Annotated in this window: 19 protein-coding genes; 6 read left to right on the forward strand and 13 right to left on the reverse strand. The window is 39.0% G+C overall.

From position 1 onward, the window contains the following. Nucleotide 1: 1 nt before the first annotated feature. Complete coding sequence (gene pdxS / locus BW986_RS18625; RefSeq protein WP_076369529.1) at nucleotides 2-889, reverse strand: pyridoxal 5'-phosphate synthase lyase subunit PdxS; 888 nt, start codon at nucleotides 887-889, stop codon at nucleotides 2-4. 135 nt (nucleotides 890-1024) lie between these two features. Between pdxS and pdxR the strand changes: the two genes are divergently transcribed. Then, nucleotides 1025-2419: a MocR-like pyridoxine biosynthesis transcription factor PdxR gene (gene pdxR, locus BW986_RS18630; RefSeq protein WP_076369530.1), complete on the forward strand. Its 1395-nt coding sequence runs from the start codon at nucleotides 1025-1027 to the stop codon at nucleotides 2417-2419. Nucleotides 2420-2705: 286 nt separating this feature from the next. Here the strand turns inward: pdxR and pabB are convergent, their stop codons facing one another. The 7 genes from pabB to BW986_RS18665 all read right to left on the reverse strand — a co-directional run bounded on the left by pabB (nucleotide 2706) and on the right by BW986_RS18665 (nucleotide 12937). Further along, entirely contained in the window at nucleotides 2706-4454 is a 1749-nt protein-coding gene (gene pabB, locus BW986_RS18635) for an aminodeoxychorismate synthase component I (protein WP_076369532.1), read from the reverse strand. A 92-nt stretch (nucleotides 4455-4546) separates the two neighbouring features. Further along, entirely contained in the window at nucleotides 4547-5569 is a 1023-nt protein-coding gene (locus tag BW986_RS18640) for an LLM class flavin-dependent oxidoreductase (protein ID WP_076369534.1), read from the reverse strand. Nucleotides 5570-5662: 93 nt separating this feature from the next. Beyond that, nucleotides 5663-6661, reverse strand: a complete 999-nt coding sequence (locus tag BW986_RS18645; RefSeq protein WP_076369536.1) for an LLM class flavin-dependent oxidoreductase — start codon at nucleotides 6659-6661, stop codon at nucleotides 5663-5665. 288 nt (nucleotides 6662-6949) lie between these two features. Further along, nucleotides 6950-9196, reverse strand: a complete 2247-nt coding sequence (locus BW986_RS18650; protein ID WP_076369538.1) for an AAA domain-containing protein — start codon at nucleotides 9194-9196, stop codon at nucleotides 6950-6952. Nucleotides 9197-9428: 232 nt separating this feature from the next. Then, nucleotides 9429-11225 (reverse strand): oligoendopeptidase F, encoded by a 1797-nt coding sequence (pepF, locus tag BW986_RS18655; RefSeq protein WP_076369540.1) that lies wholly within the window; start codon nucleotides 11223-11225, stop codon nucleotides 9429-9431. A 117-nt stretch (nucleotides 11226-11342) separates the two neighbouring features. Next, the gene (locus BW986_RS18660; RefSeq protein WP_311316563.1) at nucleotides 11343-11984 is read right to left on the reverse strand and encodes an FMN-dependent NADH-azoreductase; all 642 of its coding nucleotides are present in this window, start codon (nucleotides 11982-11984) and stop codon (nucleotides 11343-11345) included. 218 nt (nucleotides 11985-12202) lie between these two features. Beyond that, the gene (locus tag BW986_RS18665; protein ID WP_076369544.1) at nucleotides 12203-12937 is read right to left on the reverse strand and encodes a YqcI/YcgG family protein; all 735 of its coding nucleotides are present in this window, start codon (nucleotides 12935-12937) and stop codon (nucleotides 12203-12205) included. 224 nt (nucleotides 12938-13161) lie between these two features. Here BW986_RS18665 and BW986_RS18670 point away from each other — a divergent pair, with 224 nt between their 5' ends. Next, complete coding sequence (locus BW986_RS18670; protein WP_076369546.1) at nucleotides 13162-13416, forward strand: alpha/beta-type small acid-soluble spore protein; 255 nt, start codon at nucleotides 13162-13164, stop codon at nucleotides 13414-13416. A gap of 135 nt (nucleotides 13417-13551) precedes the next feature. On the opposite strand, the gene BW986_RS18675 is transcribed toward BW986_RS18670, so the two are convergent. Next, nucleotides 13552-14763, reverse strand: coding sequence for an iron-containing alcohol dehydrogenase (locus BW986_RS18675; protein WP_076369548.1), 1212 nt, complete (start codon nucleotides 14761-14763; stop codon nucleotides 13552-13554). A gap of 127 nt (nucleotides 14764-14890) precedes the next feature. Then, entirely contained in the window at nucleotides 14891-15778 is an 888-nt protein-coding gene (locus BW986_RS18680) for a R2-like ligand-binding oxidase (protein ID WP_081395688.1), read from the reverse strand. 132 nt (nucleotides 15779-15910) lie between these two features. On the opposite strand from BW986_RS18680, the gene BW986_RS18685 reads away from it, so the two are divergent. Continuing rightward, a complete protein-coding gene (locus BW986_RS18685) occupies nucleotides 15911-16597 on the forward strand; it encodes a helix-turn-helix transcriptional regulator (protein WP_076369550.1) in 687 nt (228 codons plus the stop codon). A 42-nt stretch (nucleotides 16598-16639) separates the two neighbouring features. Here BW986_RS18685 and BW986_RS18690 read toward each other — a convergent pair whose 3' ends face one another. Continuing rightward, entirely contained in the window at nucleotides 16640-17728 is a 1089-nt protein-coding gene (locus BW986_RS18690; protein WP_076369552.1) for a branched-chain amino acid aminotransferase, read from the reverse strand. Between the two features lie 670 nt (nucleotides 17729-18398). On the opposite strand from BW986_RS18690, the gene BW986_RS18695 reads away from it, so the two are divergent. Both BW986_RS18695 and BW986_RS18700 read left to right on the forward strand, forming a co-directional pair. Next, entirely contained in the window at nucleotides 18399-19667 is a 1269-nt protein-coding gene (locus BW986_RS18695; protein WP_076369554.1) for an L-lactate MFS transporter, read from the forward strand. Nucleotides 19668-20219: 552 nt separating this feature from the next. Further along, on the forward strand, nucleotides 20220-21287 hold the full coding sequence (locus BW986_RS18700; RefSeq protein WP_076369556.1) for an AI-2E family transporter: 1068 nt from the start codon (nucleotides 20220-20222) through the stop codon (nucleotides 21285-21287). 396 nt (nucleotides 21288-21683) lie between these two features. Here the strand turns inward: BW986_RS18700 and BW986_RS18705 are convergent, their stop codons facing one another. Then, entirely contained in the window at nucleotides 21684-22136 is a 453-nt protein-coding gene (locus tag BW986_RS18705; protein WP_076369558.1) for a YueI family protein, read from the reverse strand. Between the two features lie 220 nt (nucleotides 22137-22356). Between BW986_RS18705 and BW986_RS18710 the strand changes: the two genes are divergently transcribed. Beyond that, nucleotides 22357-23100, forward strand: coding sequence for a L,D-transpeptidase family protein (locus BW986_RS18710; RefSeq protein WP_076369932.1), 744 nt, complete (start codon nucleotides 22357-22359; stop codon nucleotides 23098-23100). A gap of 393 nt (nucleotides 23101-23493) precedes the next feature. Here BW986_RS18710 and BW986_RS30805 read toward each other — a convergent pair whose 3' ends face one another. Then, a complete protein-coding gene (locus BW986_RS30805; protein WP_260288268.1) occupies nucleotides 23494-23622 on the reverse strand; it encodes a hypothetical protein in 129 nt (42 codons plus the stop codon). Nucleotides 23623-23671 lie beyond the last annotated feature (49 nt).

The raw sequence follows: 23671 nt of genomic DNA on the forward strand, positions 1-23671 counted from the left end.
ATTACCATCCACGTTCCTGCATCCGTTCTGCCGGAGCTAGTTTGGAAATATCAATTCCTTTCATTGCACTGCCCAACTCTTTTGATAACCGGCCAATCAATTCATAATCGGTGAAATATGTAGTAGCTTGAACGATTGCCGATGCGAATTTTTCTGGATTTTCAGATTTAAAAATACCAGAACCAACGAAAACGCCATCTGCTCCCAATTCCATCATCAGTGCTGCGTCTGCTGGAGTGGCAATTCCGCCAGCCGCAAAGTTAACTACAGGCAATTTACCTGTGCGTTTGATTTCTCTTAAAATTTCATAAGGGGCCCCAATATTTTTTGCCTCTGTCATTAATTCATCATCACTCATGATGCTCACTTTACGAATTTGTGACTGTACCTTTCTCATATGACGCACAGCTTCCACAATATTACCAGTACCTGGTTCTCCTTTTGTACGAAGCATGGATGCTCCTTCACCAATACGGCGTGCAGCTTCGCCTAAATCACGGCATCCACAAACGAATGGTACGGTGAAATCACTTTTTAGAATATGGTATTCTTCATCAGCAGGAGTCAGCACTTCACTTTCATCGATATAATCCACACCCATGGATTCAAGGACCCTTGATTCAACAATATGGCCAATCCTTGCTTTAGCCATGACTGGGATGGACACTGCATTCATTACTTCCTCGACAATTCGCGGATCTGCCATTCTAGCTACCCCGCCAGCCGCACGGATGTCGGAAGGAACCCTTTCCAATGCCATGACAGCTACAGCACCGGATGCTTCTGCGATTTTTGCTTGTTCAGCGTTAATGACGTCCATAATTACGCCACCCTTTTGCATTTGTGCCATTCCTCTTTTTACTGTGTCAGTTCCTAATAATTTTTCCATTTCTCTTCCCCCTAATATTTGCATTTTTTAGATTTGTTAGATTTAGTATAAAAAATAGTTGACCGTATTGAAAGTGTCAGTTTTAATAAAATTAATGGGTTCAACGTTAAATTTTTTATAAAAGGTGGAAACAAAATGAATATGCTTTCTTGTGATTTAAATCGGTTAAGTGAAATACCTTTGTACGAACAATTATATTCACATATTAAAAAAGAAATCATTGATGGCCGTCTACTTTACGGCACAAAGTTGCCTTCCAAACGGAAATTGGCAGAGTTCCTTCAAATAAGTCAAAATACTGTAGAGACTGCATATGAACAATTGACTGCTGAAGGATACGTTGAAGTCATACCAAGAAAAGGGTACTATATTCAAACATTCGAGGATTTAGAGTATACACAAACTAACCAAGTATCCTTGGAAAAAAACAATCATAAAGAAGGAGAATTGCTGTATCATTTTCATCCCAGCCAAATTGACACGGAACACTTTCCATTTGAAAAATGGAGGAAATACACGAAAAGCAAAATCGATGAATCACATCAAGATCTTCTTCTATTGGGGGATTCGCAAGGGGAGTATGAATTAAGATGTGAAATTGCCCATTATTTGTATCATGCACGTGGTGTACAATGTGTTCCCGAACAGATCATCATTGGTGCAGGAATGGAAATTTTATTGCAGCAGCTTGTCCTTCTATTCGATAAAAATGCCATCTATGGTGTTGAAGATCCTGGGTATCATTTGATTCACCGTATTTTACGCAGCTACCCAAATGAAGTCCATCCCTTGCAAATTGATGAAGAAGGCGTAAAGGTGAACCAAATTGAAGATTCAAAGATCGACGTCGTGTATGTCACTCCCTCACATCACTTCCCCAATGGGACGATCCTATCCGTTAACAGGCGGACGCGATTGTTGAACTGGTCCCAAGGGGCAACAAACCGCTATATTATCGAAGACGATTATGATAGTGAATTTCGTTATAGTGGAAAAACAATTCCATCCTTACAAAGTATGGATGCTGGTGATAAGGTAATTTATTTAGGGTCGTTTTCCAAATCATTGATGCCATCGATTCGGATCAGTTATATGGTTCTTCCCGCTCCGTTGTTACAAATGCATCAACAGGAATTATCTTTTTACCATTCCACCGTTTCTCGGATTGATCAGCATGTGTTGACACAGTTCATGAAGGAAGGGGATTTCGAAAAGCATTTGAATCGAATGAGGAAAGTTTACCGTCGCAAGTTGGATAAAGTGATCGATCTGTTTAAACCACATAAACAAATAAAGATCATTGGTGAACGGTCAGGATTGCATATCGTCCTCATCGTTAAGAACGGCATGGATGAAGAGACACTTATTCAAAAGGCAAACGAAAATCATATTAAAATTTATGGACTATCGACATATTCTATTGAAAAAATTGATGAAAACCCTCCAAAAATCATATTAGGCTTTGCTGGGATCCCGGAATCCGAATTGGAAAAGGCCATTCACCTTTTATTGACCTCATGGGGTTTATAAACAAAAAAGAAGTTCACTGTCGTGAACTTCTTTTTTGTTTGTCGTACTAAATGGGCTTCTGAATTGTCTCAACCCTATTCCCTTTCATGGTTTTAATACAAGACTTTTATTTGTGATGAAAGAGAAATTTGCGACCCACCTGCCGAATGTCATTTCAATATTCATTCCTAAATTGCCGGTTGAATCGTCAGCAATCAAATATTTTTTTAAAATAGCTCCTTGTATTCATCACTCTCAAGCATTCCATAAACCGCAATAAAGATTTCACTTTTTACGAATAATCAGCTTAGAAAGTTAAATTGACTTTTAATTTCCCTCGCACGCTATTAATGAACCAAATTTCCTCAGCGTTATTCAGGTCATCCTTTGAAATGGGTTTTTCTTTGATTTCCTTCTTCCTGATCAAGTCTTGACGGTATGTTCCAGCAAGGAGACCTGAGTCCACAGGAGGGGTATAGAGGTCACCATTTATCTTCACCACTACATTTCCGTTCGTGAATTCGGTGATGAATCCTTCTTCATTCCAAAGCAGTACATCCTGGAAGTCGGGATTATTAATCTGAAAGCCTTCATATACATCACGATTGGTGGTCTTATGAAATAGAAATGGATTTGCACTTGATATGGGAGCTTCAGCCAAGATAGCCTTAAATTCTGAATCAAGGGGCTTGATTGCTTGTCCGGAGACTTCAATTTCACCATTTTCATTAAGTAGTACCCTTACCTTTTGCAACGTCCCATGGTTTAATTCCGCATACTTTTGGAGCCGATCTCTTAAATACGATTCAGAGAATCGGTAATCGAAGTAATCAGCAGATTGTTTCATCCGATCGATATGATCATTCAACAAATAGTATTCGCCATCTTTGAGTTTCATCGATTCCAAAAGTTTGTAAGCAGGCCTTTCCACCGTCAATAATTTGGCTTTTAAAAAGGCCTCGTCATATTCTTCCGTTAACTCGGAATCCCAAGTGATTCCCCCTCCTACCCCATACTCAGCTTTCCCTGTTGCCTTATCGATCACGACTGTACGAATCGGCACATTAAAAACCGCTTCGGATTCAGGGGTGATAAACCCGATTGCACCGCAATAAACTTCACGTGGTGAATTCTCGATATCAGCGATGATTTCCATCGTTTTTATTTTAGGTGCACCTGTTATCGATCCACATGGAAAAAGGGCCTTGAATATATCAATGATTGTTGTTTCGGGATTCGTATCGGCTGTAATCGTGGATGTCATTTGCCAAACGGTCGGATATTTTTCAATTGCCTTAAGCTGTGGAACCTTGACACTTCCAGGTTCTGCAATCATTCCCAAATCATTTCTGAGCAAATCCACAATCATGTAATTTTCAGCTTGATTCTTTTCCGAGGCTGCTAACCAGTCTGCATTGAGCTGATCCATTTTCAGTGTCGTTCCCCGTTTTACCGTTCCTTTCATGGGGCGAGTAATCAGCTGACCATCTTCCCAACGGAAAAACAACTCGGGTGAAGCCGATAGGATTCGATGTGTCCCCACATTCAAATAAGCACTATAGTTCGAGCGTTGGGCTCTCTTCAAGCGATCAAAGAAAGCGAAGTCATCTCCTTCGAACTGGGATTGCAAACGCATCGTATAATTGACTTGATACGTATTGCCTTTCTCGATTTCGGATTTTATTCTTTGAAACCCAGAATGATAGGTATTTGAATCCGTTTCTGATTGCCAGTCAGCTAAATTAAAAGCCCCGGTCATTTTTTCAGGTAATTCTTCTTCCGGTTTATCAAAAATCCCGAACCATAATAATGGCATTTTGGCACCATCTTTTACTTTAAAAGATTTTTCAAAAGCAGGTGCAGCTTCATAGGAAACATATCCCGCCGCGTAATGCCCCTGTTGAATCGCTTCCTGTACTTTTTGGAATTGGGGAAGGACATCCCCAATTGAATGGGCGGTGAACACTTTTTTCGGGTTCGTAAAATAAAGGGGCCGGCTGTCACCTTGTTTATCTGTGAAGTGAAATATTAAGGATATAGGATCTTCTCGTTTCATTCTTCTCTCCTGACTTTGTTTATGAAGACAATCGGTATGTATTTTATAAAAAAGCTTGCAGACACGTAATCTGCAAGCTCATTCCTTGACACTTATTTCATTCCAGTAACTTCTGCAATGATTTCATAAGAACGAAGGCGTGCATCCTGATCATAAATGGCAGAGTTTATAATCATTTCATCCGCCTGTGTTTCATTTAAAAATGCCTGCAACTGCTCTTTAACCTCGTTTGGATTTCCTATAATGGAAGCGTTCAGCTGTTTCATGACAATGGCCTTTTCATATTCTGTCCAAAGGCCTTCCATCGTATCAACTGGAGGAGCAAGTTGACCAGGCGTGTTCCGTATCAAATTCAAGAACTGCTGTTGATAAGATGTAGCAATCCTTTGCGCTTCTTCCGTAGTATCAGCTGCAAATACATTGATACCAACCATGACATAAGGTTTATCGAGAACGTCGGATGGTTGGAAATTATTGCGGTAACGAGCTAATGCTGGTTGAGTATTTTCAGGGGAAAAATGACTTGCAAATGAAAATGGCAATCCCAGTTGTGCTGATAATGCTGCACTGAAGCCGCTTGAACCAAGCAGCCAAATCGGAATATCCTGTCCTTCACCAGGGATGGCGCGAACACGATTATGTTTAGAATCCGCATCTAAATAGCTACGGAGCTGTGCCAATTGTTCAGGAAAATCCTGGCCGTTATTACGCACATCACCCCGGAGTGCCATGGCTGTAAATTGGTCGCTTCCCGGAGCACGCCCCAGTCCTAAATCTATTCTACCAGGATACATTGCTTCCAATGTTCCAAATTGTTCTGCGATAACGAGCGGTGCATGATTCGGTAGCATTATGCCTCCAGAACCCACACGAATTCTTTCCGTCCTACCTGCAACATAGCCTATAAGCACGGACGTTGCAGAGCTTGCAATCCCAGGCATGCTATGGTGTTCTGCAACCCAGAAACGGTTGTAATTCCATTGCTCCGCATGTTTAGCTAATTCTACTGTATTTTTAAAAGCTCCCGAAACTGTACCACCCTCAACGATAGAAGCCAGATCCAGTACGGAAAAAGAAATGTCGCTAAGTTTTTTTGCATGTTGATCAGCATTCATATCTTCATCTTCTTTCTTTCAATTATGATTAATTGGACGCAAAGCCATCATATAGAAAATGCACACAAAATGCACATAAAATGCTCGAAGGGATTAGCTGTTAAGAATTTCCCTGGCAATCAAACGAAACGAATTAAGCCGATCCTCCAACTTATGAGTGATGGTCATCAGCATGATTTCATCTGCTTGATATTTCTCCTGAATCTCAAAAAGCCGATACTTCACTTGTGAAGGCGTACCAAAAATCAGTTTTTTATTCATGGTTTCCATCAGTGCTTTTTCTTTTTCAGTCCAAACATGATTCATTACCTCTTCTATACTTGGAACCTGCTTTCTTTCCCCTTGTCCACTTTGAATTTTCCATAGAATGTTGCTAAGAGCGATTTCTTTCGCACGTTCCTCCGTTTCAGCACATATGGCCGAAACCGTAACGATCGTTTTAGGTGCTTTAAGTAGCCCTTTTGTTTGAAAGTCCTCACGGTACTGGTGAAAACTCTGTACGCCATCACTTTCACTCATGAATTCACCAAACGCGTATGCAGTGCCATTCTCAGCGGCAAGTTTTGCACTTTTCCCGCTTGTTCCCAATATCCATGGTTCAGGCGGTACCATTGGGATAGGTGCAGCAGAGACATTTGTAAAAGGATGTTCTTTCGGAAATTCATCTCTTAGAAAATACAAAAGTTCTTGAACGAGTTCTGGCATTTTGTAAACATTTTGAAGAAAATTATCGGATAATGCCATCGTTGCTTCGGCAGATCCACCGGGAGCACGCCCCAGTCCCATATCAATCCGTCCTGGAAAAAGTGTGGCTAGCATATTATAAGTCTCTGCTATCCTATATGGCTTATAATGCGGAAGCAGCACTGCCCCTGATCCAATCCGGATATTTTTTGTTTGTGCACCAATGTAGCTTATCAAAACCTCTGGAACGGAACAGGCCAATCCCGGCAGATCATGATGTTCAGTTAACCAGATTCTGCTATAACCAAGTCTATCCCCTTCTTGTGCTAGTTGTAGTGATGCCTGCAATGCTTCTTGTGCTGACTGTCCGGATGCAATTGGGGATTGATCCAAAATGCTCAGTTTCATTTTGTTACCGCCTTTCTTGGCTTTCGTAACTTAATGGTAAATCATAACTAGTCGAAAGTCGCATGAAACGCTTGCTTTGTTATTTTAGTTTGCAGCCTTTAACGGAAATTATAAGGAGTTATAACTAAATTGGAGAGTAGAAGTGAATAATATATTCTAGCGAGGTGTTTGGTTTAATATATAAATTGCGCAAGTGACTTAAGGAGTCATCTCCTCACTTATTCTAACGAGGTTTTTTTTGGGATAAATGCAAATGAAGAAAAGCCCTTTTTAAGGGCCTTCCCGAAGCTATTCACTTTTTTTGAATTGAGATAGTAATTCATCTGCCATTATTTGCGAATCCAAACGAGCCGCTATAAATGGGGGCTGGACCCGATTATTGGACTCTACGGGCAAACCTAGCCAGACAACTCTTTTATCAAAGATGATAAAGGAAAAGGAAACAGGTGAATAAATAAAATGATCAGAGCTGATATCAGGGTTTCTTTTTGCTGAAATGATTGTCAATTTCACTGCAGGGTTTCGTTTCATTAAATAATGCTGCCATTCTTCAGACAAACTGTTCAAATCCGGAACAGCGATAACCATCTCTTGTTTTGTCGATTCAATATCCTTCTGAAAGTCCCCCAATTTACGTGCATGCATCCATTGCAATCTCGGGTGCTGGTGTTTAACCCATTTTCCAATGTCTTTCTTTGATACAATCTGATCATTTTGAGTTTGATGATCGACAAGCTGACGAAGTGTTTTGCTGCGGTAAACGTGTTTGTTAACAAATGAAGTGTCGCATACATGTACGAACTTACCCTTAGTCCTTGTTATGGCCACGTTAATGAGCCTTTCACTTTCTCTCCCTGTCAATAACATTCCAGCCCTGTTTTGCGGATAACTATCAACAGTGTCAAAGATCATCATCTCACGTTCACTTCCCTGGAAACGATGTACAGTTGCAGCGATAATATCCGCCGTTTGCCGTTCTTTCTCATATAAGTCATCCAATAGTTTTTCCATCAAGTCTGCCTGAGCACGGTAAGGGGCAACATAACCAATGGATCTTGATCCGCCAACATAAGCTTCATGAATCAGTTGAAAAGATAAAAGCAATTGCCATAAATTCATTCTCGAGTGGGATGTCCGTTCAGTGATGCAATATTCCCCTGCTAAGCTAGTATCGAGAAGTGCTGCTGCCTTATTGGCAAAGGGTTCGGACTGCATTATGCCCTCCCTGCTAGTCGCAACACTTTTATGATCGCCAACAAAATTGTTATAGACGACACGATTAGTGAATGCTGAAATATCCGGATGCATGCGGCGCTGTTCCTTTAATAGGAATAAATGAGGATGAAGTTCTCCTTCTTCAACAGACTGGGCGACACCGGACCTATGAAATATGTCTTCCTTCAGCCAAAGTTTCACGAGGGAATCACGAGCCGAAGCTATAGGTGGCAATTGTTTGAAATCACCACAAACGATAATATGCTTGGCTAACGCTGCAGCAAAAGCTACCTGAGGTACGTAAGCCATACTCGCTTCGTCCAAAATAACCAGATCATACTCTTTTTGATAAACCGTTTCATCATTTGCGGCTTTAGCCAAGGTAGTCCCGATTACTTTTGCTTCTTTTACGATTTGAATCTCTTTTTGGCGGATTTTCTCCAAGACTTTGGCCAGCTTTTTTTCTATATCAATTAATTGATCTGTATCCCTTTTACTGAAGGACCCAGCCAAGTCATACTTTAATAGACGTTTCTCTTCGCCAAGCTCTTCTTTTTCTTTAACTAATGTCGGTTCATGTTTACCTAATAATTGCCCTGTCACAATATCATCATGGATGGCAAGTGATTCACCGATTTGAGATCCATAGCGAAGCACATCGCCTTCATTGAAACGATCTTTCTTTTTAATGAATGACGAAATTTCTGCCATCAAAACATCGACAGCCTGGTTGCTATGGGACAAAACCAGAACTTTTTTATCTTGAAAATAATGATTGGCTACTGTACGAGCCAAAGTATAGGTTTTTCCTGTACCAGGGGGTCCCCAAACAAAAGTGACAGGATTGAACTTCGAGCGCGCATATAATTCTTTCACACTGCTTTGTTTTTCATTTAAAGGATGTTTTTGGGGCATGGACGGATCCATCAGGCGTTTGATCCGAAGTCTTTTCCTTTTACTTCTCTTGATTTCATCCAAGCGGCCAATCAATTGTTCCAGTAATTCCCAGGGATCATGATATAAAAAGGCTTCACCGATCATATCGCCTAACGAACGATCAAATACAATGATTATACTTTTCCCCTCTGATGAGAGGATTCTTCCATCCTGTTTAATCCCTCCCCATTCCAGTCGAACCAGGGAACCGACAGGGATTTTTACCGATGAACCTGTTTCAAAATAATAATTGAAAGAACCATCACTTGTAAGCAGATGGCCGTTTGAAACCAGGTATTTTGTGCTGCCATACTTTTTCAAATGCAGGATCTCAAGTTGAAGCGCCTGCTGCCATTCTTTTATATAATTTACTGTCGAATTCATTTTTCACTTTCCTCACAAAATATGCCATTGAAGTACAAAGAAACTGGCCCATTGGCTAGGCTCCGATGTTTAAAATAACGCTGTCACCATGACTTTTTTCGCGAATTACCTGTTTCTTCAGCATATAAAATAAGGCCCAATCTATTGATTGGGCCTTTCCTACGCCAATGTTTTAACTATAGCATTTTTTATAACATCATACCATGGGCTCTTTTGGAAGAAATGGTTTAGATTAGCCTTCTGTCAAATCAGTGAATTGGTCGACCAGATCGCTGAAAATCTTCATTGCATTTTCGATTGGATCAGGTTTAGTTAAATCTACGCCTGTTTTCTTAAGCAGCTCCAATGGGAAATCAGAACTCCCGCTTTTCAAGAAAGTCAAATAACTTTCAAGTATTTTTTGGTCCCCAGAAAGGATCTTATCAGCGATTGTAATGGCTGAAACGTACCCAGTAGCATATTTATAGACATAAAACGGTCGATAAAAGTGTGGGATGCGTGACCAGCCAAACTTCACTTCTTCATCGAAAATTAATTCATCTCCATTATAAGCACGAAATATCGATTCATAGGCTGTATTAAAAACCTCGGCATTAAGAGGCTCATCATTTTCAGCTTTTTCATGTACGATCTTTTCGAACTCCGCAAACATAACCTGTGTGAAGAATGTTCCTTTAAAACTATCTATGAAATGGTTAAGTAAGTGTTTTTTCCTCTGTACATCTTTTGTAGTCTTAATTAAATGGCGAATCAAAAGGATTTCATTCACAGTGGAAGCAACTTCAGCGACAAAAATGGAATACCCAGCACTTATTTGCGGTTGGTATTTTGAGCTATAGTATGAATGCATGCCATGTCCAGATTCATGTGCAAGTGTAAATACACTGTCTAAGTCATCACGGTGGTTTAATAAGATGAATGGGTGAACACCATAAAGTCCTAAATTGTAAGCACCTGAACGTTTTCCAGGTGTTTCCCTGACGTCGATATATCTTTTTTCCTTAAAGGTTTTCAGGATTGTGATATACTCTTCGCCAAGAGGTTTCAGCGCCTCCACCATCAAAGAAAAACCATCATCGTAAGAAATCTCCTCTTTAGCGCCTTCAACTAAAGGTACACTTAAATCATAGGCACGCAATTCTTCTACCCCAAGCAGTTTTTTTCTTAAATGAATGTATTTATGCATAGGTCCGATATTCTGCTTAGTAGACATAATCAAATTATCATAAACCTCTTTTGGAACTTGATCTCCAAATAATGATTTTTCCAAGGCAGATGGATAATTTCTTAGTTTTGACAGATTTACATTATTCTTGATTGCCGTGGAAAGTGTGGAAGCGATTGTATTCTTCAATTGTACATATGGCTGATAATAGGCGAAATAGGCCTCTTTTCTTTTGTCGCGATCATCGTCTTCAATCAATTTGGAATACATTCCTCGCGTCAGCTCTACCCTCTCGCCGTCTTCATTCGTAACTTCCCCAAATTTAATATCAGCATTGTTAATCATCCCGAACGTTTTTTGTGGTGCTGAAAAGGCTTCACCTATTTGGGAAAGCACCTCTTCTTGTTCTTTCGATAACACATGGGCTTTATAGCGGAAGGAATCAAGTAGATCCTCTTCAAAATATTTCAAACCCTCTATTTCTTTTATGTACCCTTTTAATGTGTTTTCTTCCAGGCTCAAAAGAAACGGCATGAAAAATGCAGAAGCATTACTTATTTTCTGGCCTAACTTACCAGCCCGATCCAGCAATGCTTGTGATGATGTTACCCGTGTATCCAAATCCGCTTGCAGCATGGCAAAAACATATAGCTTGTTATAAATGTACCCAAGTTCCTCACTTAATCGTAAATAATCGAACAAATCTTGAGCCGACTGAATATGTCCATCGTAAGTTTTTAATTTTTCTGTCATCTTCAGGACTTCTTGATAATCTTTTTCCCAATTAGACTGATCATCGTAAATATCCTTTAAGTTCCATGTTTCTTCTATTTTTATTTCGTCACGTGATTTAAACGTTTGCATATTGTCTGCACTTCCTTTCATGCTTTTGGGCTTACCCTTTATTATAATCGACTTTCAGAAAAATCTGCATAGAAAAACCAGTATGCTAAAAATACATACTGGTTTCCCCTTTTATTATTAGAATTTTGCTGCAGTTTCAGCAACTTTCGCCAATCCTTCTGCAACGATATCCTGGGAGCGATCTGGGTATTGATTATGTCCCTCGATTACAACTGTTTCTGGGTTTGTTATGCCCCATAAGTTTAAATTCATCTTAACGAATTTCTCTGCCATTTCGCCAGCATCCATTCCAGGCAATGCATAATCGGATCCGCGCGCATTAAGTAATGCCACTTTTTTACTTCCAGCTAAGCCGACTGGGCCTTCAGCTGTATATTTGAACGTTGTTCCCGCTTGAGCAAGATAAGAAATATAAGTTACCAATGGTGCCGGAACCGTTGCGTTCCATAGCGGGAAGGCAAAAACTACTTTATCGGCAGCAAGGAATTGATTCAAGTATTGTTGCACGATATCGGCAATCTCCACTTCTTCTTCAGTCAATTCCATGCCTTGGTTGCGTTTATATAGGGCAGTGATTGCTGTATTTCCGTAGTAAGGTAAGTTCAGTTTAAATAAATCCAATTCAGTTATTTCATCGTTAGTATTTGCTTCCTTATATGTGTTCAAAAACGTTTCATACATTTTGACACTAATAGCTTGATCCGCTGGGCGGTCATTTGATTTAACAAATAATACTTTAGACATTGTTCTTCCCCCAATTGTTAATTATTGTATGTTATTAAAAAATAGCATTTAATCCATATATCTCGAATTAACTGCAATTGCTACTTTCACATTATAAAACTGAAAATCCAATAAGGCAAGAAATATGTTTCTTATTTTCAAAGGTCCATTTCATGAATTTTTCACGCCTTGATTTTTTATCCCCGATGCCTTCTAAGTAAGATGCGAAAAAACCGAGAGCAATTTGCTCTCGGTTAAGTTAACTCTTTATGGTGGAAGGGGCACTTTCCTTTTATCGGTTCTATATCATCCCCTATGAAAAATTGTTTCCATTCATTATGATTTACATCTCCAAAGTGACTGATATCAGGATGTTTAGGAAGGTTATCCCATTTCTCCACTCGTTCCCGAACCTTTTCACGCGACATGATTCCGCCTTTTTCCGTTCCTTCCAAGCCTTCAAAGATCATCCGGGGTTGGAATCCAAGTACAAGGCTATTCCCTAAATCCCGGGTTTTTCGCTGTTTATAAGCAGGTGCATTACCAAAGACAAAAATTGGTTCCCCTGCAAAATGATAGTCCCATAAATAATGCTCCGGATCTTTCGGCTTCTCAATTGGCCAAGGTTTTTTATCCGCTTTATGCAGGTATTGCAGGATATCCCAAAACCTTTTACGGTAAAATTCTATATCACCCTCTATTGATTCAGGCTCCATAAAGACAAAAAGGCCATGCCTGATATATGGTGGTTCCTGAAATAAATCAAGAAAGCTTTCCACTGCTTTTGGGAGATTGGTCCAATCTTCCTGTGTGATATAAGCATAGCGAAGTTCCCCTTTATTTTCAGCTTTCATACCAAAATAACAAGGAAAGGTTTTATCGGTCACTGTATTATGGAATGTTTGATATTCCTTAATTAGCCATTGCGGCACTCGATCTGGATTTGTCATATCTTCTTTTGTTAACAAGCTTGAATTAGCAGTCAGCATCATTTTTCTCCTTAAATCATTTTATTATATGTTACCCGCTTTAAATAAACTAAAACTTCTTCGGACTGCAAATAAACTCAATCGCTCCTATATCATTACTTCATTATTTAAGAGATTATGACTGCCACCCGATTAATCGGGATTCCAATTAAAAACTTTCGATCTGCTTATTAATCATTTACTTTACATTAGGATAACCTAAGAAAAAAATAGGAGTGATCATATTGGCAAGGAGAAGGAAAATTCTAGTATCTGAAGCTCGAAAAGGACTCGATGATTTAAAAGCCAAAGTTGCTGGTACAAAGAATCCCGAAGAAGCAAAGTTTGAAGTAGCAAAAGAAATGGGCGTACCGCTGAAAAAAGATTATAACGGTGAACTGACATCCAAGCAGAATGGAAAAATAGGCGGAAAGTTAGGCGGAGGCATGGTCAAGGAACTTATAAAGATGGCACAGGAGAACTTAGGAAAAAAACATTAACAAACAGTCGATCCCGGTTGGGGTTGCCCCATCAAAAGATCATATATCGAAACGAAAAATTTTGGGACTTAACAAGTTGAATGGCAATTATTACAACGCTAAAAAAGCCAACCTTATGGGCTGGCTTTTTTAGTATTAATTAATTCTCACGGGTGAAACTCTTGAAACTACTGACATTATTAATTCCTCCGACATCGGGTAATTAGTGGCAGCTGGATCCGTCATTACTGCTTTAAGAATTCTTCCCATATCTGACTGGTTAATTCCATAGTCGCCGAAGTCGGACGGCAGCCCAAGATCAAATAGGAAAGCACGGAGCGTTTCTACCACTTTCGCTAAGATCCCTTCTGAATCTTCATCATGTATTTTCACGCTAAAGGCTTCGGCTATCAAATGGGCCTTTGGAAGATATAAATCCGGAGTTGATTCCATGACGACCGGTAATAATACGGCATTGGCCAATCCGTGCGGAATACGGAATAACGCCCCATATGCGTGGGCAAAGTTATGAACCGGAATCGCATTCAGTGCACTGCAAAATGCAGTGATTCCCATCATGCTGCCATGCAGCATTTCCTTCCTTGCCTCAATATTCGTTCCGTCCTTTACCGCCCTCGGTAAGTTTCTTTCAATAACTCGAATGGCCTGATAAGCATATGCATCCGTTATTGATGTCGCTGCAGGTGAAACGATCGCTTCAATTGCATGAGTCAATGCATCTGCACCAATAAACGCCGTAATGTCAGACGGCAGTCCGACTGTTAATTCGGGATCTAGAATGGCAACATCCGAACTTAAAAAAACATTGTATATATTCATTTTGACTTTTTTATGTTCATTATATATGACTGCGATCGGGGATACTTCAGAACCGGTCCCTGCTGTTGTGGCTACGGAAATATGCGGGATATTCATGGATTGGGCTTTTGGAAAACCCTCATACAGATAACCGCTTGGTATCGAATCATTTATATCCGTAATTCCTTTATATAATCCGAATTTCAATGCCTTTGCTGTATCAATGACACTCCCTCCACCAATGGCAAGTATGGCATCGGCATTCACTTCGCGTGCATATTCCAATGCTTTGTTTACACATTCACTAGCTGCGTCCTGTGTAACATCCAGAAACTGTCCAACTATTTCAGCTCTGGCACCTAATTTCTGTTGCTCAAAAGTTTCGGCAACTTTTTTAACGACACCTGCATTTACCAAGCCTGCATCACTCACGACTAGAATCCTTTTAGCCCCGAGACCATTGAATAGGTCCGGAATGAGTGAACGAGTGTTAGTGCCACTGTAAACTGAAGACCTTAACCAAAAATTCGAATGAACGTTTACCTTCATAAAATTTCACCTCAAATATATTAGTTTTATTCTCAATTAAGAATTGTTCATGCCCTGCTTCCAAGTTTCTGATGGTCAGTCATTAGCAAATGTATATGGGACACTAAGCTTGTATCTTTTATCTGCTTTACAAAACCCCATATTCCTTTTCGTTACTGTGATAGATCTCTTCAATCCCCTTTCCTTTTGCCCTGGCTAAAATCTCCATCCGCACTGTTAATTGTTTCATGGTAAAATTCAATACAGCTTGTTGGTCATTACCAAATGGATTACCCAACCGATCATATCCCTCCGTATTTAATGCGATGGCCAGTGGCGAAAGTTCCACCATTCTCTTTTCAACCTGTTTAAAGATATGTGGATGTTCACTGATGATTCTCTGCAGCAGGAAGGTCCCATAAGCAATATGGCGTGATTCATCCTTCTTCAAAAGACCCACACCTTTTAATAAACCAGGCATCATTTTATTAGCTTCGAGAGTCTGATAAAACCCGAAATATCCTGTTTCTGCAAGTACACCCTCGGTAAACATATTATAAACAGTGGCTGCTTCTGCCAATGCTTCAGGGGATTGATCGGATAAAAGTTTCTCCATGGCTTCAGGCAATATTTCATAAAAAATCGATTTATAAGTGTCTGAGTGATAAACCGTCAAATCACCCGTTTCACCTATTTGATCTAATGTATAACGAAAGAACTCCATATGCTTCGCTTCCTCGAACAGAAATGTCGTTAAATACATTTCTTCTTCAATCCTGCCTTCCTTGGCAATCGTCATTATTAGGGGAAGCAAATCCAAAGTCACCGCTTCTTCTCCGCCCTGAAAAAGGGAAATAATCCTTAATAACACTTGCCTTTCAATATCAGTAAAAGACTTCCAATCTTCTTTATCCTGACTGAAATCAATGTCACGAGGATTCCATATACCGAATTTCTTTGCCTTTTGATAAAGTTTAAATGGTAGGGTATCTTCTCTAAAACTTCGGCTGGTGGTCGTTAAATTCATTCTTTTCATGATAAAGCCTCCTTGAAATTATGAACTTTTGAATCCCTAAGGATTTTTTAGAATTGTAAGAGTTTTCATTATATTGTAAGATATTAGTAGCATTTATCCTAGCACTGAAAATGTAGGGAGGAATAAAGTCGAATGCTAGAGGAAACTCTGTTGAATCATGTAAAAAAGATTTCCCAACAAAAAGATATGGCAAATAAATCACAAATGATCGTAAAGGGCTGTGTGGATTTTTTTTCATTTCAACGAGCATCTTTATTCAGTTACTCATGTTTAACAGGAATGGGTGAAGGAATATGTGCATGTACAAGTGAAGATACCTTTTCATTACATAATGTTAGAGAAAATATTCATGATATATACCCCATCCACCAAGCAGTCATCCATAACAAACCCATATACTTAACCATTCAGCATGCTAAATCCTCCATCCCTGCAAAATACGTTAAAAGATTTTCCATCTCATCATTGGCAATCATTCCGATAATTATGAATGACTTGGCCATCGGTTTAGTTTTGGTTGACCCCATTCACGCCAACGAGCCAGTTACCAAGAATGATTTAATGAAGCTTTCCCATTATTTAAAACTGGCTGTCGGTTCAACATTGGATTCCGCCCCTCCCACTTACCTTCTAAGCAAACGTGAAGTGGAGGTTCTTCAATATTTAGCCAATGGAATGGGATTAAAGCAAATGGCACCAAAAATGAGCGTTAGTGAATTTACCGTCAGAGATCATATTTCATCTGCAATCAGGAAATTGGGAGTGAATCATCGAACAGAGGCCGTCGCGGTTGCCATAAGACACAAAATGATTATGTGAAAACAAAAAAAAACCTTCAAAGAAGGTTTTTTTGTTTAAGTATCATTGAGTCACTTTTTCTTCAACTTTCGTAATCCAGTTCAACTCGTCTGCGACTTTACCTGTTTGGACACCTGTCAGTGTATCATAAAGCTTTTTAGAAAGTTCGCCAGTTTCCCCGTTTTGAACAATCATTTCTTCACCATTCCACAAAAATTCACCAATTGGTGATATGACCGCGGCTGTACCTGTTCCAAAGGCCTCTTCCAATTGGCCTAATTTATAGGCTTCATGGACTTCCTCCATCGAAATGCGTCTTTCCGACACGGGAAGACCCCAATGTTTCAGCAATTCGATAATGGAATCACGAGTAATACCCGGAAGGATACTTCCATTTAAAGCAGGAGTGATAATTTCACCATTAATTTTGAAGAAAACATTCATGCTTCCAACTTCTTCGATATACTTTTTCTCTACTCCGTCTAACCAAAGAACTTGGGCATAACCCATCTTTTCGGATACTTCCTGGGCTTTTAGGCTCGATGCATAATTACCGCCCGTTTTGGCTTCACCTGTACCTCCATTAACTGCACGTGTGAAAGCTGACTCCACTGCAATTTTAACTGGATGAATGCCTTCTTTATAATACGAGCCCACTGGTGACATGATGATGATGAACTGATATTTATCCGATGGAGAAACTCCCAGATATGGCTCAGTAGCTATAATGAATGGCCTAATATATAAGGATGTCCCTTCTGCCTGGGGAATCCAATCCTTATCAACGCTTATTAAAGTCTTTAAGGCCTTCAACGCAAAATCAACGTCGATATCCGGTATGCATAATCGGCTATTTGAACTATTTAAGCGTTGGAAATTCTTTTCCGGACGGAATAGGATAATTTCATCTTCTGATGTTGCATATGCCTTCAATCCTTCAAAAACGGATTGACCATAGTGGAAAATCATAGCTGACGGCTCTAATGAGAGCGGTTGATAAGGAACAATTCTTGGATCATGCCACCCTTGCCCTTGTGTGTAATCCATAATAAACATATGATCGGTAAACTGCTTACCGAACTCAAGCTGGTCCGCCTGTGGTTTTTCTTTCTTTGTTGTACTAAGCGTGATTTGCATGTCATGTTCCTTCATTACCAAAACCCCTTGTTGATTAAATTTACAAGATTTCACTTCCATAAAATCTATCTTTAATTAGTTTACTCCTATCAGGAATCATAGTTCAAGCCTTTAAGACGAAATTTTCGGAATTTTTTTAAAATAAATGGAATTTTTTTGATTTCCAGACTATGATTTCTGATAAAAAGAATAAACTTTCCCGAAACCCTTCAAAAAATCCATTCCGTTTGTTCGCTAGGGAACTTGAACTCGTAAATATTAGTTTATTTTAACAAAATAATTACAATAAAGCCAATGAGAATATTTCTAGTTCATCGCACCTAAAGTAAATTCAATCATTTCCCTTTTATAACCAATAAAATTGATAAAAATGATGTGCAGGGATTCGTGATTTCAGGTTCTCTTTAAACACTAAGAGCCGATACCTAAACTTATAAAGATAAAAAAACCAAAAGATTATATCATTTTTTTATCCTGACCCATAAAGTTGGCTTTTTTATGCCATTCCTAATTTTCACCCAATGGAATATAGAGGAAATTTTTTCATGAAATTCAATTAAGTAGTTTACTACTAAATAATAATCTTATATACTTATCCCACAAGATAGATAAAACGCATGCAAAACAATATATTATAGATAAAACGCATGCAACTTTCTTATTTTTGACGAAATGGGGTAACAACATGACAAAAAACAGGTGGTTAATCGCATTATCCGCTATCGCCATTCACCTTTCCATTGGTGGTGCATACGCCTATAGCGTATACAAAAAACCATTAGTTGAGACTATGGGGTGGTCAGAAACTGAAGTAACCTTAGCATTCACAATAATGATGGCGCTTGCAGGAACTTCTGCAGCCTTCTTTGGTAAATTCGTGGAAAAAAATGGTCCAAGAAAGTCAGCTATGGTCGCAGCTGTATTATTCGGTTTAGGACAAGCCGGTTCCGGTTTGGCAGTAATGGTCGATTCACTTCCGCTTTACCTGATGACCTATGGGGTTTTAAGTGGACTTGGCATGGGGATCGGGTACATTTCACCAGTATCCACTTTGGTCAAATGGTTCCCAGACCGCAGGGGATTGGCAACAGGAATGGCAGTATTAGGATTCGGTGCCGGAGCTCTCATTACAGCCCCAGTAGCTGCAAGCCTTATGGAATCCGTTGGCATTTATACTACTTATTATATTTTAGGCGCAGGCTATTTCATACTGATGTTCTTAGGTGCATCCTATATTGCACCTCCAAAGGCCAACTGGCTACCTGAAGGAATGAAAAAAGATATTGAGTCCGGTAAGAAAGAACTGAAGAAAGACCTAAGGCAATTAACTGCAAAAGAAGCGGTTAAAACTAAACACTTCTGGATGTTATGGTCCATGAAATTGATAAATACAAGTGCAGGGATCATGATGATCTCGGTAGCTTCACCGATGGCTCAAGACGTTGTTGGTCTGTCTGTAGCAGGTGCAGCAACATTAGTCGGCATAATGGGAATCTTTAATGGCGGAGGAAGACTTGGCTGGGCAGCAGCATCCGATTATATTGGACGTCCAAATGTTTTTGTCATTTTCTTCATCATTCAAATCGGAGCATTCCTTTTACTTCCAACGACTACAAATACACTATTGTTCCAAGGTCTCATCTTGCTGGTCGTAAGTTGTTATGGAGGAGGATTTTCAAATCTCCCTGCCTTTGCCGGGGATTTATTTGGAACTAAGGAAATTGGGGCCATCCACGGTTATCTTTTAACTACGTGGTCTCTAGGCGGGGTTTGCGGACCAATGTTGGTTACTGCAATCAGGGAAAGTACGAACAGTTACATTCCGGTATTCTACGTTTTCGCAGCATTAATTGCGATAGCATTCGCCATCTCCATTTGGTTGCGTCTCGACATTAAAAAAATGCAAAGACAACAGAAACAAGGAGTAACGAACACGTTAAGTAAAATATCCTAATTTAAAACCTTGCAAAAAGGCATTATCAAGTAACTTCCCTAAACGGAATTTACCTTTGATGATGCCTTTTTTAGATTGTTTATGGCCATAACGGTGTATCTTTTGGACCTGTAGCACATCCGAATATTTTTTTGGATTATGTCATCCCCGCCGAATTCTTTTCTCGTGCAGTTGTGAGCATTTCTCGCATTAAGTCTTGGGAAATGCAGTTAGCGGTGTGATTCTTGTAGGCGGACTTTATTATGGACTTAGCACGTAAAGACAGGTAAGCCTCAATGTGAATTAAGATGACCTTCATTTTACAGTGAAAGTCTTGTTTTCGTTTCCATATAACAACTTCATTTGGTTGCTGCTATACCTATAGGAATTCGAAAAAGTATTACGAATTCCAGCTTTATAAACAAAAATTGAAAAAGCATATTCGAATTAAAGTTAAATGATAAACATTTATCAATATAACATGTTTTGCACCAAACATTTGAACAAGTTATATAGTTTAACATTAAGCTAATTCAGGGAATCAAGTAAGAGATGGAATTAGGGGGGATTGTCTTGTGGATCAATAAAGCGTTTTTCAAATATGCATGCGCGACCATTTTGATCATTTTAATTATTTTTTTACTAGGTAAGATTGATTACGTTCTGCTGCCGTTACAAAAAATCATTGCTGCCATGTTTTTCCCTATTATTGTGGCTGGGCTTTTATACTATATATTACGGCCGGTCGTTAACCTGTTAACTGAATTTATCCCTAAATCAGCAAGCATCTTCACCGTTTTTTTGATTATCTTTAGCATGATTGGGATGGTAAGTTACTTTGGAAGTCCTGTAATCGTGGACCAATTTCAAAAATTATCTGAAAACCTCCCCAGCAAAGTCAAGGAATTCTCTAAAGAATCTGAAGTGATGATTGAAAAAAATGATTTTGGTATGGTTAATATGGAAGATATAAAAGAAAAAGCGGTCACGCATTTGAAAGATTACTCGGAAAAACTAATAGTGAATGTCAATACCATTTTTTCCACGATCACCAGTATATTAACTGTATTGGTCATAACTCCATTCATTTTATTCTATTTCTTGAAGGATGGAGATAAATTAAGGCCGTTTCTATTAAAATATATACCGAACGATGTAGAATCTGAGGGGAATACGATTTTAAAAGACGTTGATAAAGCCCTTTCAACTTATATTATCGGTCAATTCATCATATCAATCGTCATTGGTACTTTGATGTATTTCGGCTACCTGATTATCGGTCTCGATTATGCACTCGTATTAGCTCTATTCGCCATGATTTTTACCGTTGTACCATTCCTTGGTCCATTAATAAGCATTATCCCTGCCCTTTTCATTGCCTTACAGCAAGACATTGGGTTGGCAGTGAAAGTACTCATTGTCCTTACCGTTGTTCAACAGGTCGAAGGGCACTTGGTTACACCGAATATTATGGGAAAACGACTTAACATTCACCCACTTACCATTATCTTATTGCTGCTTGCTGCAGGATCAATATACGGTTTTATTGGCATTTTAATCGCTATCCCCGCTTATTCCGTAGTAAAAACGATTATAGGTAATTTCAGGAAATTTTATAGATTACGGAAAAGGGTTGCATAAACAAGAAGCGTTGTCTACATATTTTAAATTTTTCTTTTAAAAAAGTTCCAATTGATCTCAGAAATCCGCTCCTTTTTCGCCGACAGTCTAGCTAGCCACTAACTCGACAGAAATGTCACAAATCCCTTTAATTTAAGGAGGTTTATCGATATAAAACTGTAAAAAACATGAAGGATTGTCTAATTCAGTTGATTGAACGGAAGGCGCGAGACTCCTGCGGGCGCAAAGAGCGCCGAGGAGACTCCCGGACCGCCCGCCAGAAAGCCCACAAAAAAAGTTCCAGTTGATTTCATAAAACCGTAACAAGAAGGATAACCTATTTTCGTTAAAAAATGATGTTCGGGGTGAGACCATTCCCTCCCTTTTGTAGACAAACTAAAAACGTTGATAATTCTATCAACGTTTGTTTAATAATTTTTTAACAATGCGTTTAAAAAAAGCTTTAAAGCTTTTCTTTTTGATAACTTGCTGTGCATGATATTGCTTCTCGATATAAATTTCTTCTTTGTTTATGGCATTAATTTCTGCTAATACCAGACCCAAACCGGAGTTATGATCTTTGTTTAGCACAATTTTGTAAGGAATATTATGACTCATTGCCAATTTTATATATTTCCCTAAATATTGATAGTCCATCTGACCATTTAAAAACAAATTTGAACGGGGATGCTGCTTCATCAATTGCTCTATCTCCGGATATACATTCGTTTCAAAGACTTGGCTTTTTTTTAGGACGATGACGACGCGCTCCCGTAATGTGCCCAGAAATTCCCTACGTTCACCAGGCTTGATTTCTTTTGGACCATGGATGCCTTGTTCTAGATAGTCCTCCACCTTTAGGCGTGACAATTCTTTCCCACCTCCGCTTTCACTTCAATAATGTATGTAATATGGCCAAAAATAGTGCCCATGATTTCTAGGTATGCCAAAAAGCAGAAAGTTGCTCTGGATTTAATATTACACATTTTTAGTCTACCCCCACTTTAAAAAATTGTCACTCTAGCTTCACTTCATGCATAGGATAGTATATGTGTAAATGTAGGTTGCTTAAATGAGGGACGGGGAAAACATGAAAAAATTAATTGTATTTATATTAATATTCGCTTTTAGTTTTGTTGGGTTCAGTAAAACTTCAGATGCGGCAGCTCGACAACTGATTATCATCAATAAAGCCAATAATCAGCTTGCCTATTACGAAAATGATAAATTGGTGAGGGTATTCAGCGTGGCGACAGGAAAAAAAGCCTCTTACACTCCTGAAGGAAAGTTCAAGGTAGTGACAAAGATTGTGAATCGTCCCTATTATAAAGGCAACATTAGAGGCGGAGACCCAAAAAACCCACTAGGTAAAAGATGGCTGGGGATCAATGCAAGGAATACACCAGGAAATACGTACGCAATACACGGCAATAATGATCCTACTACTATTGGGAAATATATAAGTGCCGGTTGTATTCGTATGTATAACAATGATGTTCAATGGCTGTACGATCGGGTGAAAATGAACACTGTAGTATTGATCGCCAGTTCGAATAAATCATTTGCCACCATTGCTGCCACTAATGGATATAAAGTGAGCGGATCTGTGAGCCTACCTGTAAATACCAGCGCTTCCCTGAAGAAAGGAAGCAGTGGCCCCCAAGTAATTGAACTGCAAAAAAGATTAACTAAACTTGGATACAGTACAAAAGGAGTAGATGGGGCATTTGGAAAAAACACCGAATCTGCTGTGAAGAAATTTCAAAAATCCAAAAAACTCACTTCTGACGGGGTCGTTGGACCAAAAACGAAAAAAGCGCTTGGACTTAAATAATTTATATTACCGATATCCACTGTTTAGAGGATATCTTTTTTTATGTTTTAATTGTACAACCTATACATTATTACCCATATCGACTTTAATTTTCCACCATCAGTTATTGACTTTATGTTATAATTTATACATCAACAGCTAATCATAATCGCACTGTCATTACATACAAGGAGGTAATACAAATGTACGATGAAATTCTTTTAACATCCATTAAAGCAATTTTTGTAATTGGCACCATCGCAATGTTTGTGATTTTAGGATTCGTAAAAGGACGCCGTTTTTAACTTTATCTAAAATATCCTCACTTGCCGGATTTCATGTATAATTTTATACCGGTAATCAGGTTATTTTTCACTCAGAAAAAAAGCATATCCTCTCTGGGTATGCTTTTCCTCACCAATTCCAATAATCCGTTTTATCTAAAAGTTGATCAATGTCAAATGTATCAAGATGGAATGGAACTGACTCTTCTGCAATCGCTTCAGTGGCTAACAATAATTGGTCGATATCAATAATGGCCAAAACAGTCCTCTCCCTTTTTTTTAAATGGTCTTTACCCTCATTTTCAATA

The organism is Peribacillus simplex, assembly GCF_900156045.1.
Taxonomy (GTDB): domain Bacteria; phylum Bacillota; class Bacilli; order Bacillales; family DSM-1321; genus Peribacillus; species Peribacillus simplex_D.

Coding starts and splice junctions, on each gene's coding strand:
- pdxS (WP_076369529.1), bottom strand. CDS start 889: ATGGAAAAATTATTAGGAACTGACACAGTAAAAAGAGGAATGGCACAA.
- pdxR (WP_076369530.1), top strand. CDS start 1,025: ATGAATATGCTTTCTTGTGATTTAAATCGGTTAAGTGAAATACCTTTG.
- pabB (WP_076369532.1), bottom strand. CDS start 4,454: ATGAAACGAGAAGATCCTATATCCTTAATATTTCACTTCACAGATAAA.
- BW986_RS18640 (WP_076369534.1), bottom strand. CDS start 5,569: ATGAATGCTGATCAACATGCAAAAAAACTTAGCGACATTTCTTTTTCC.
- BW986_RS18645 (WP_076369536.1), bottom strand. CDS start 6,661: ATGAAACTGAGCATTTTGGATCAATCCCCAATTGCATCCGGACAGTCA.
- BW986_RS18650 (WP_076369538.1), bottom strand. CDS start 9,196: ATGAATTCGACAGTAAATTATATAAAAGAATGGCAGCAGGCGCTTCAA.
- pepF (WP_076369540.1), bottom strand. CDS start 11,225: ATGCAAACGTTTAAATCACGTGACGAAATAAAAATAGAAGAAACATGG.
- BW986_RS18665 (WP_076369544.1), bottom strand. CDS start 12,937: ATGCTGACTGCTAATTCAAGCTTGTTAACAAAAGAAGATATGACAAAT.
- BW986_RS18675 (WP_076369548.1), bottom strand. CDS start 14,763: ATGAAGGTAAACGTTCATTCGAATTTTTGGTTAAGGTCTTCAGTTTAC.
- BW986_RS18680 (WP_081395688.1), bottom strand. CDS start 15,778: ATGAAAAGAATGAATTTAACGACCACCAGCCGAAGTTTTAGAGAAGAT.
- BW986_RS18685 (WP_076369550.1), top strand. CDS start 15,911: ATGCTAGAGGAAACTCTGTTGAATCATGTAAAAAAGATTTCCCAACAA.
- BW986_RS18690 (WP_076369552.1), bottom strand. CDS start 17,728: ATGAAGGAACATGACATGCAAATCACGCTTAGTACAACAAAGAAAGAA.
- BW986_RS18695 (WP_076369554.1), top strand. CDS start 18,399: ATGACAAAAAACAGGTGGTTAATCGCATTATCCGCTATCGCCATTCAC.
- BW986_RS18710 (WP_076369932.1), top strand. CDS start 22,357: ATGAAAAAATTAATTGTATTTATATTAATATTCGCTTTTAGTTTTGTT.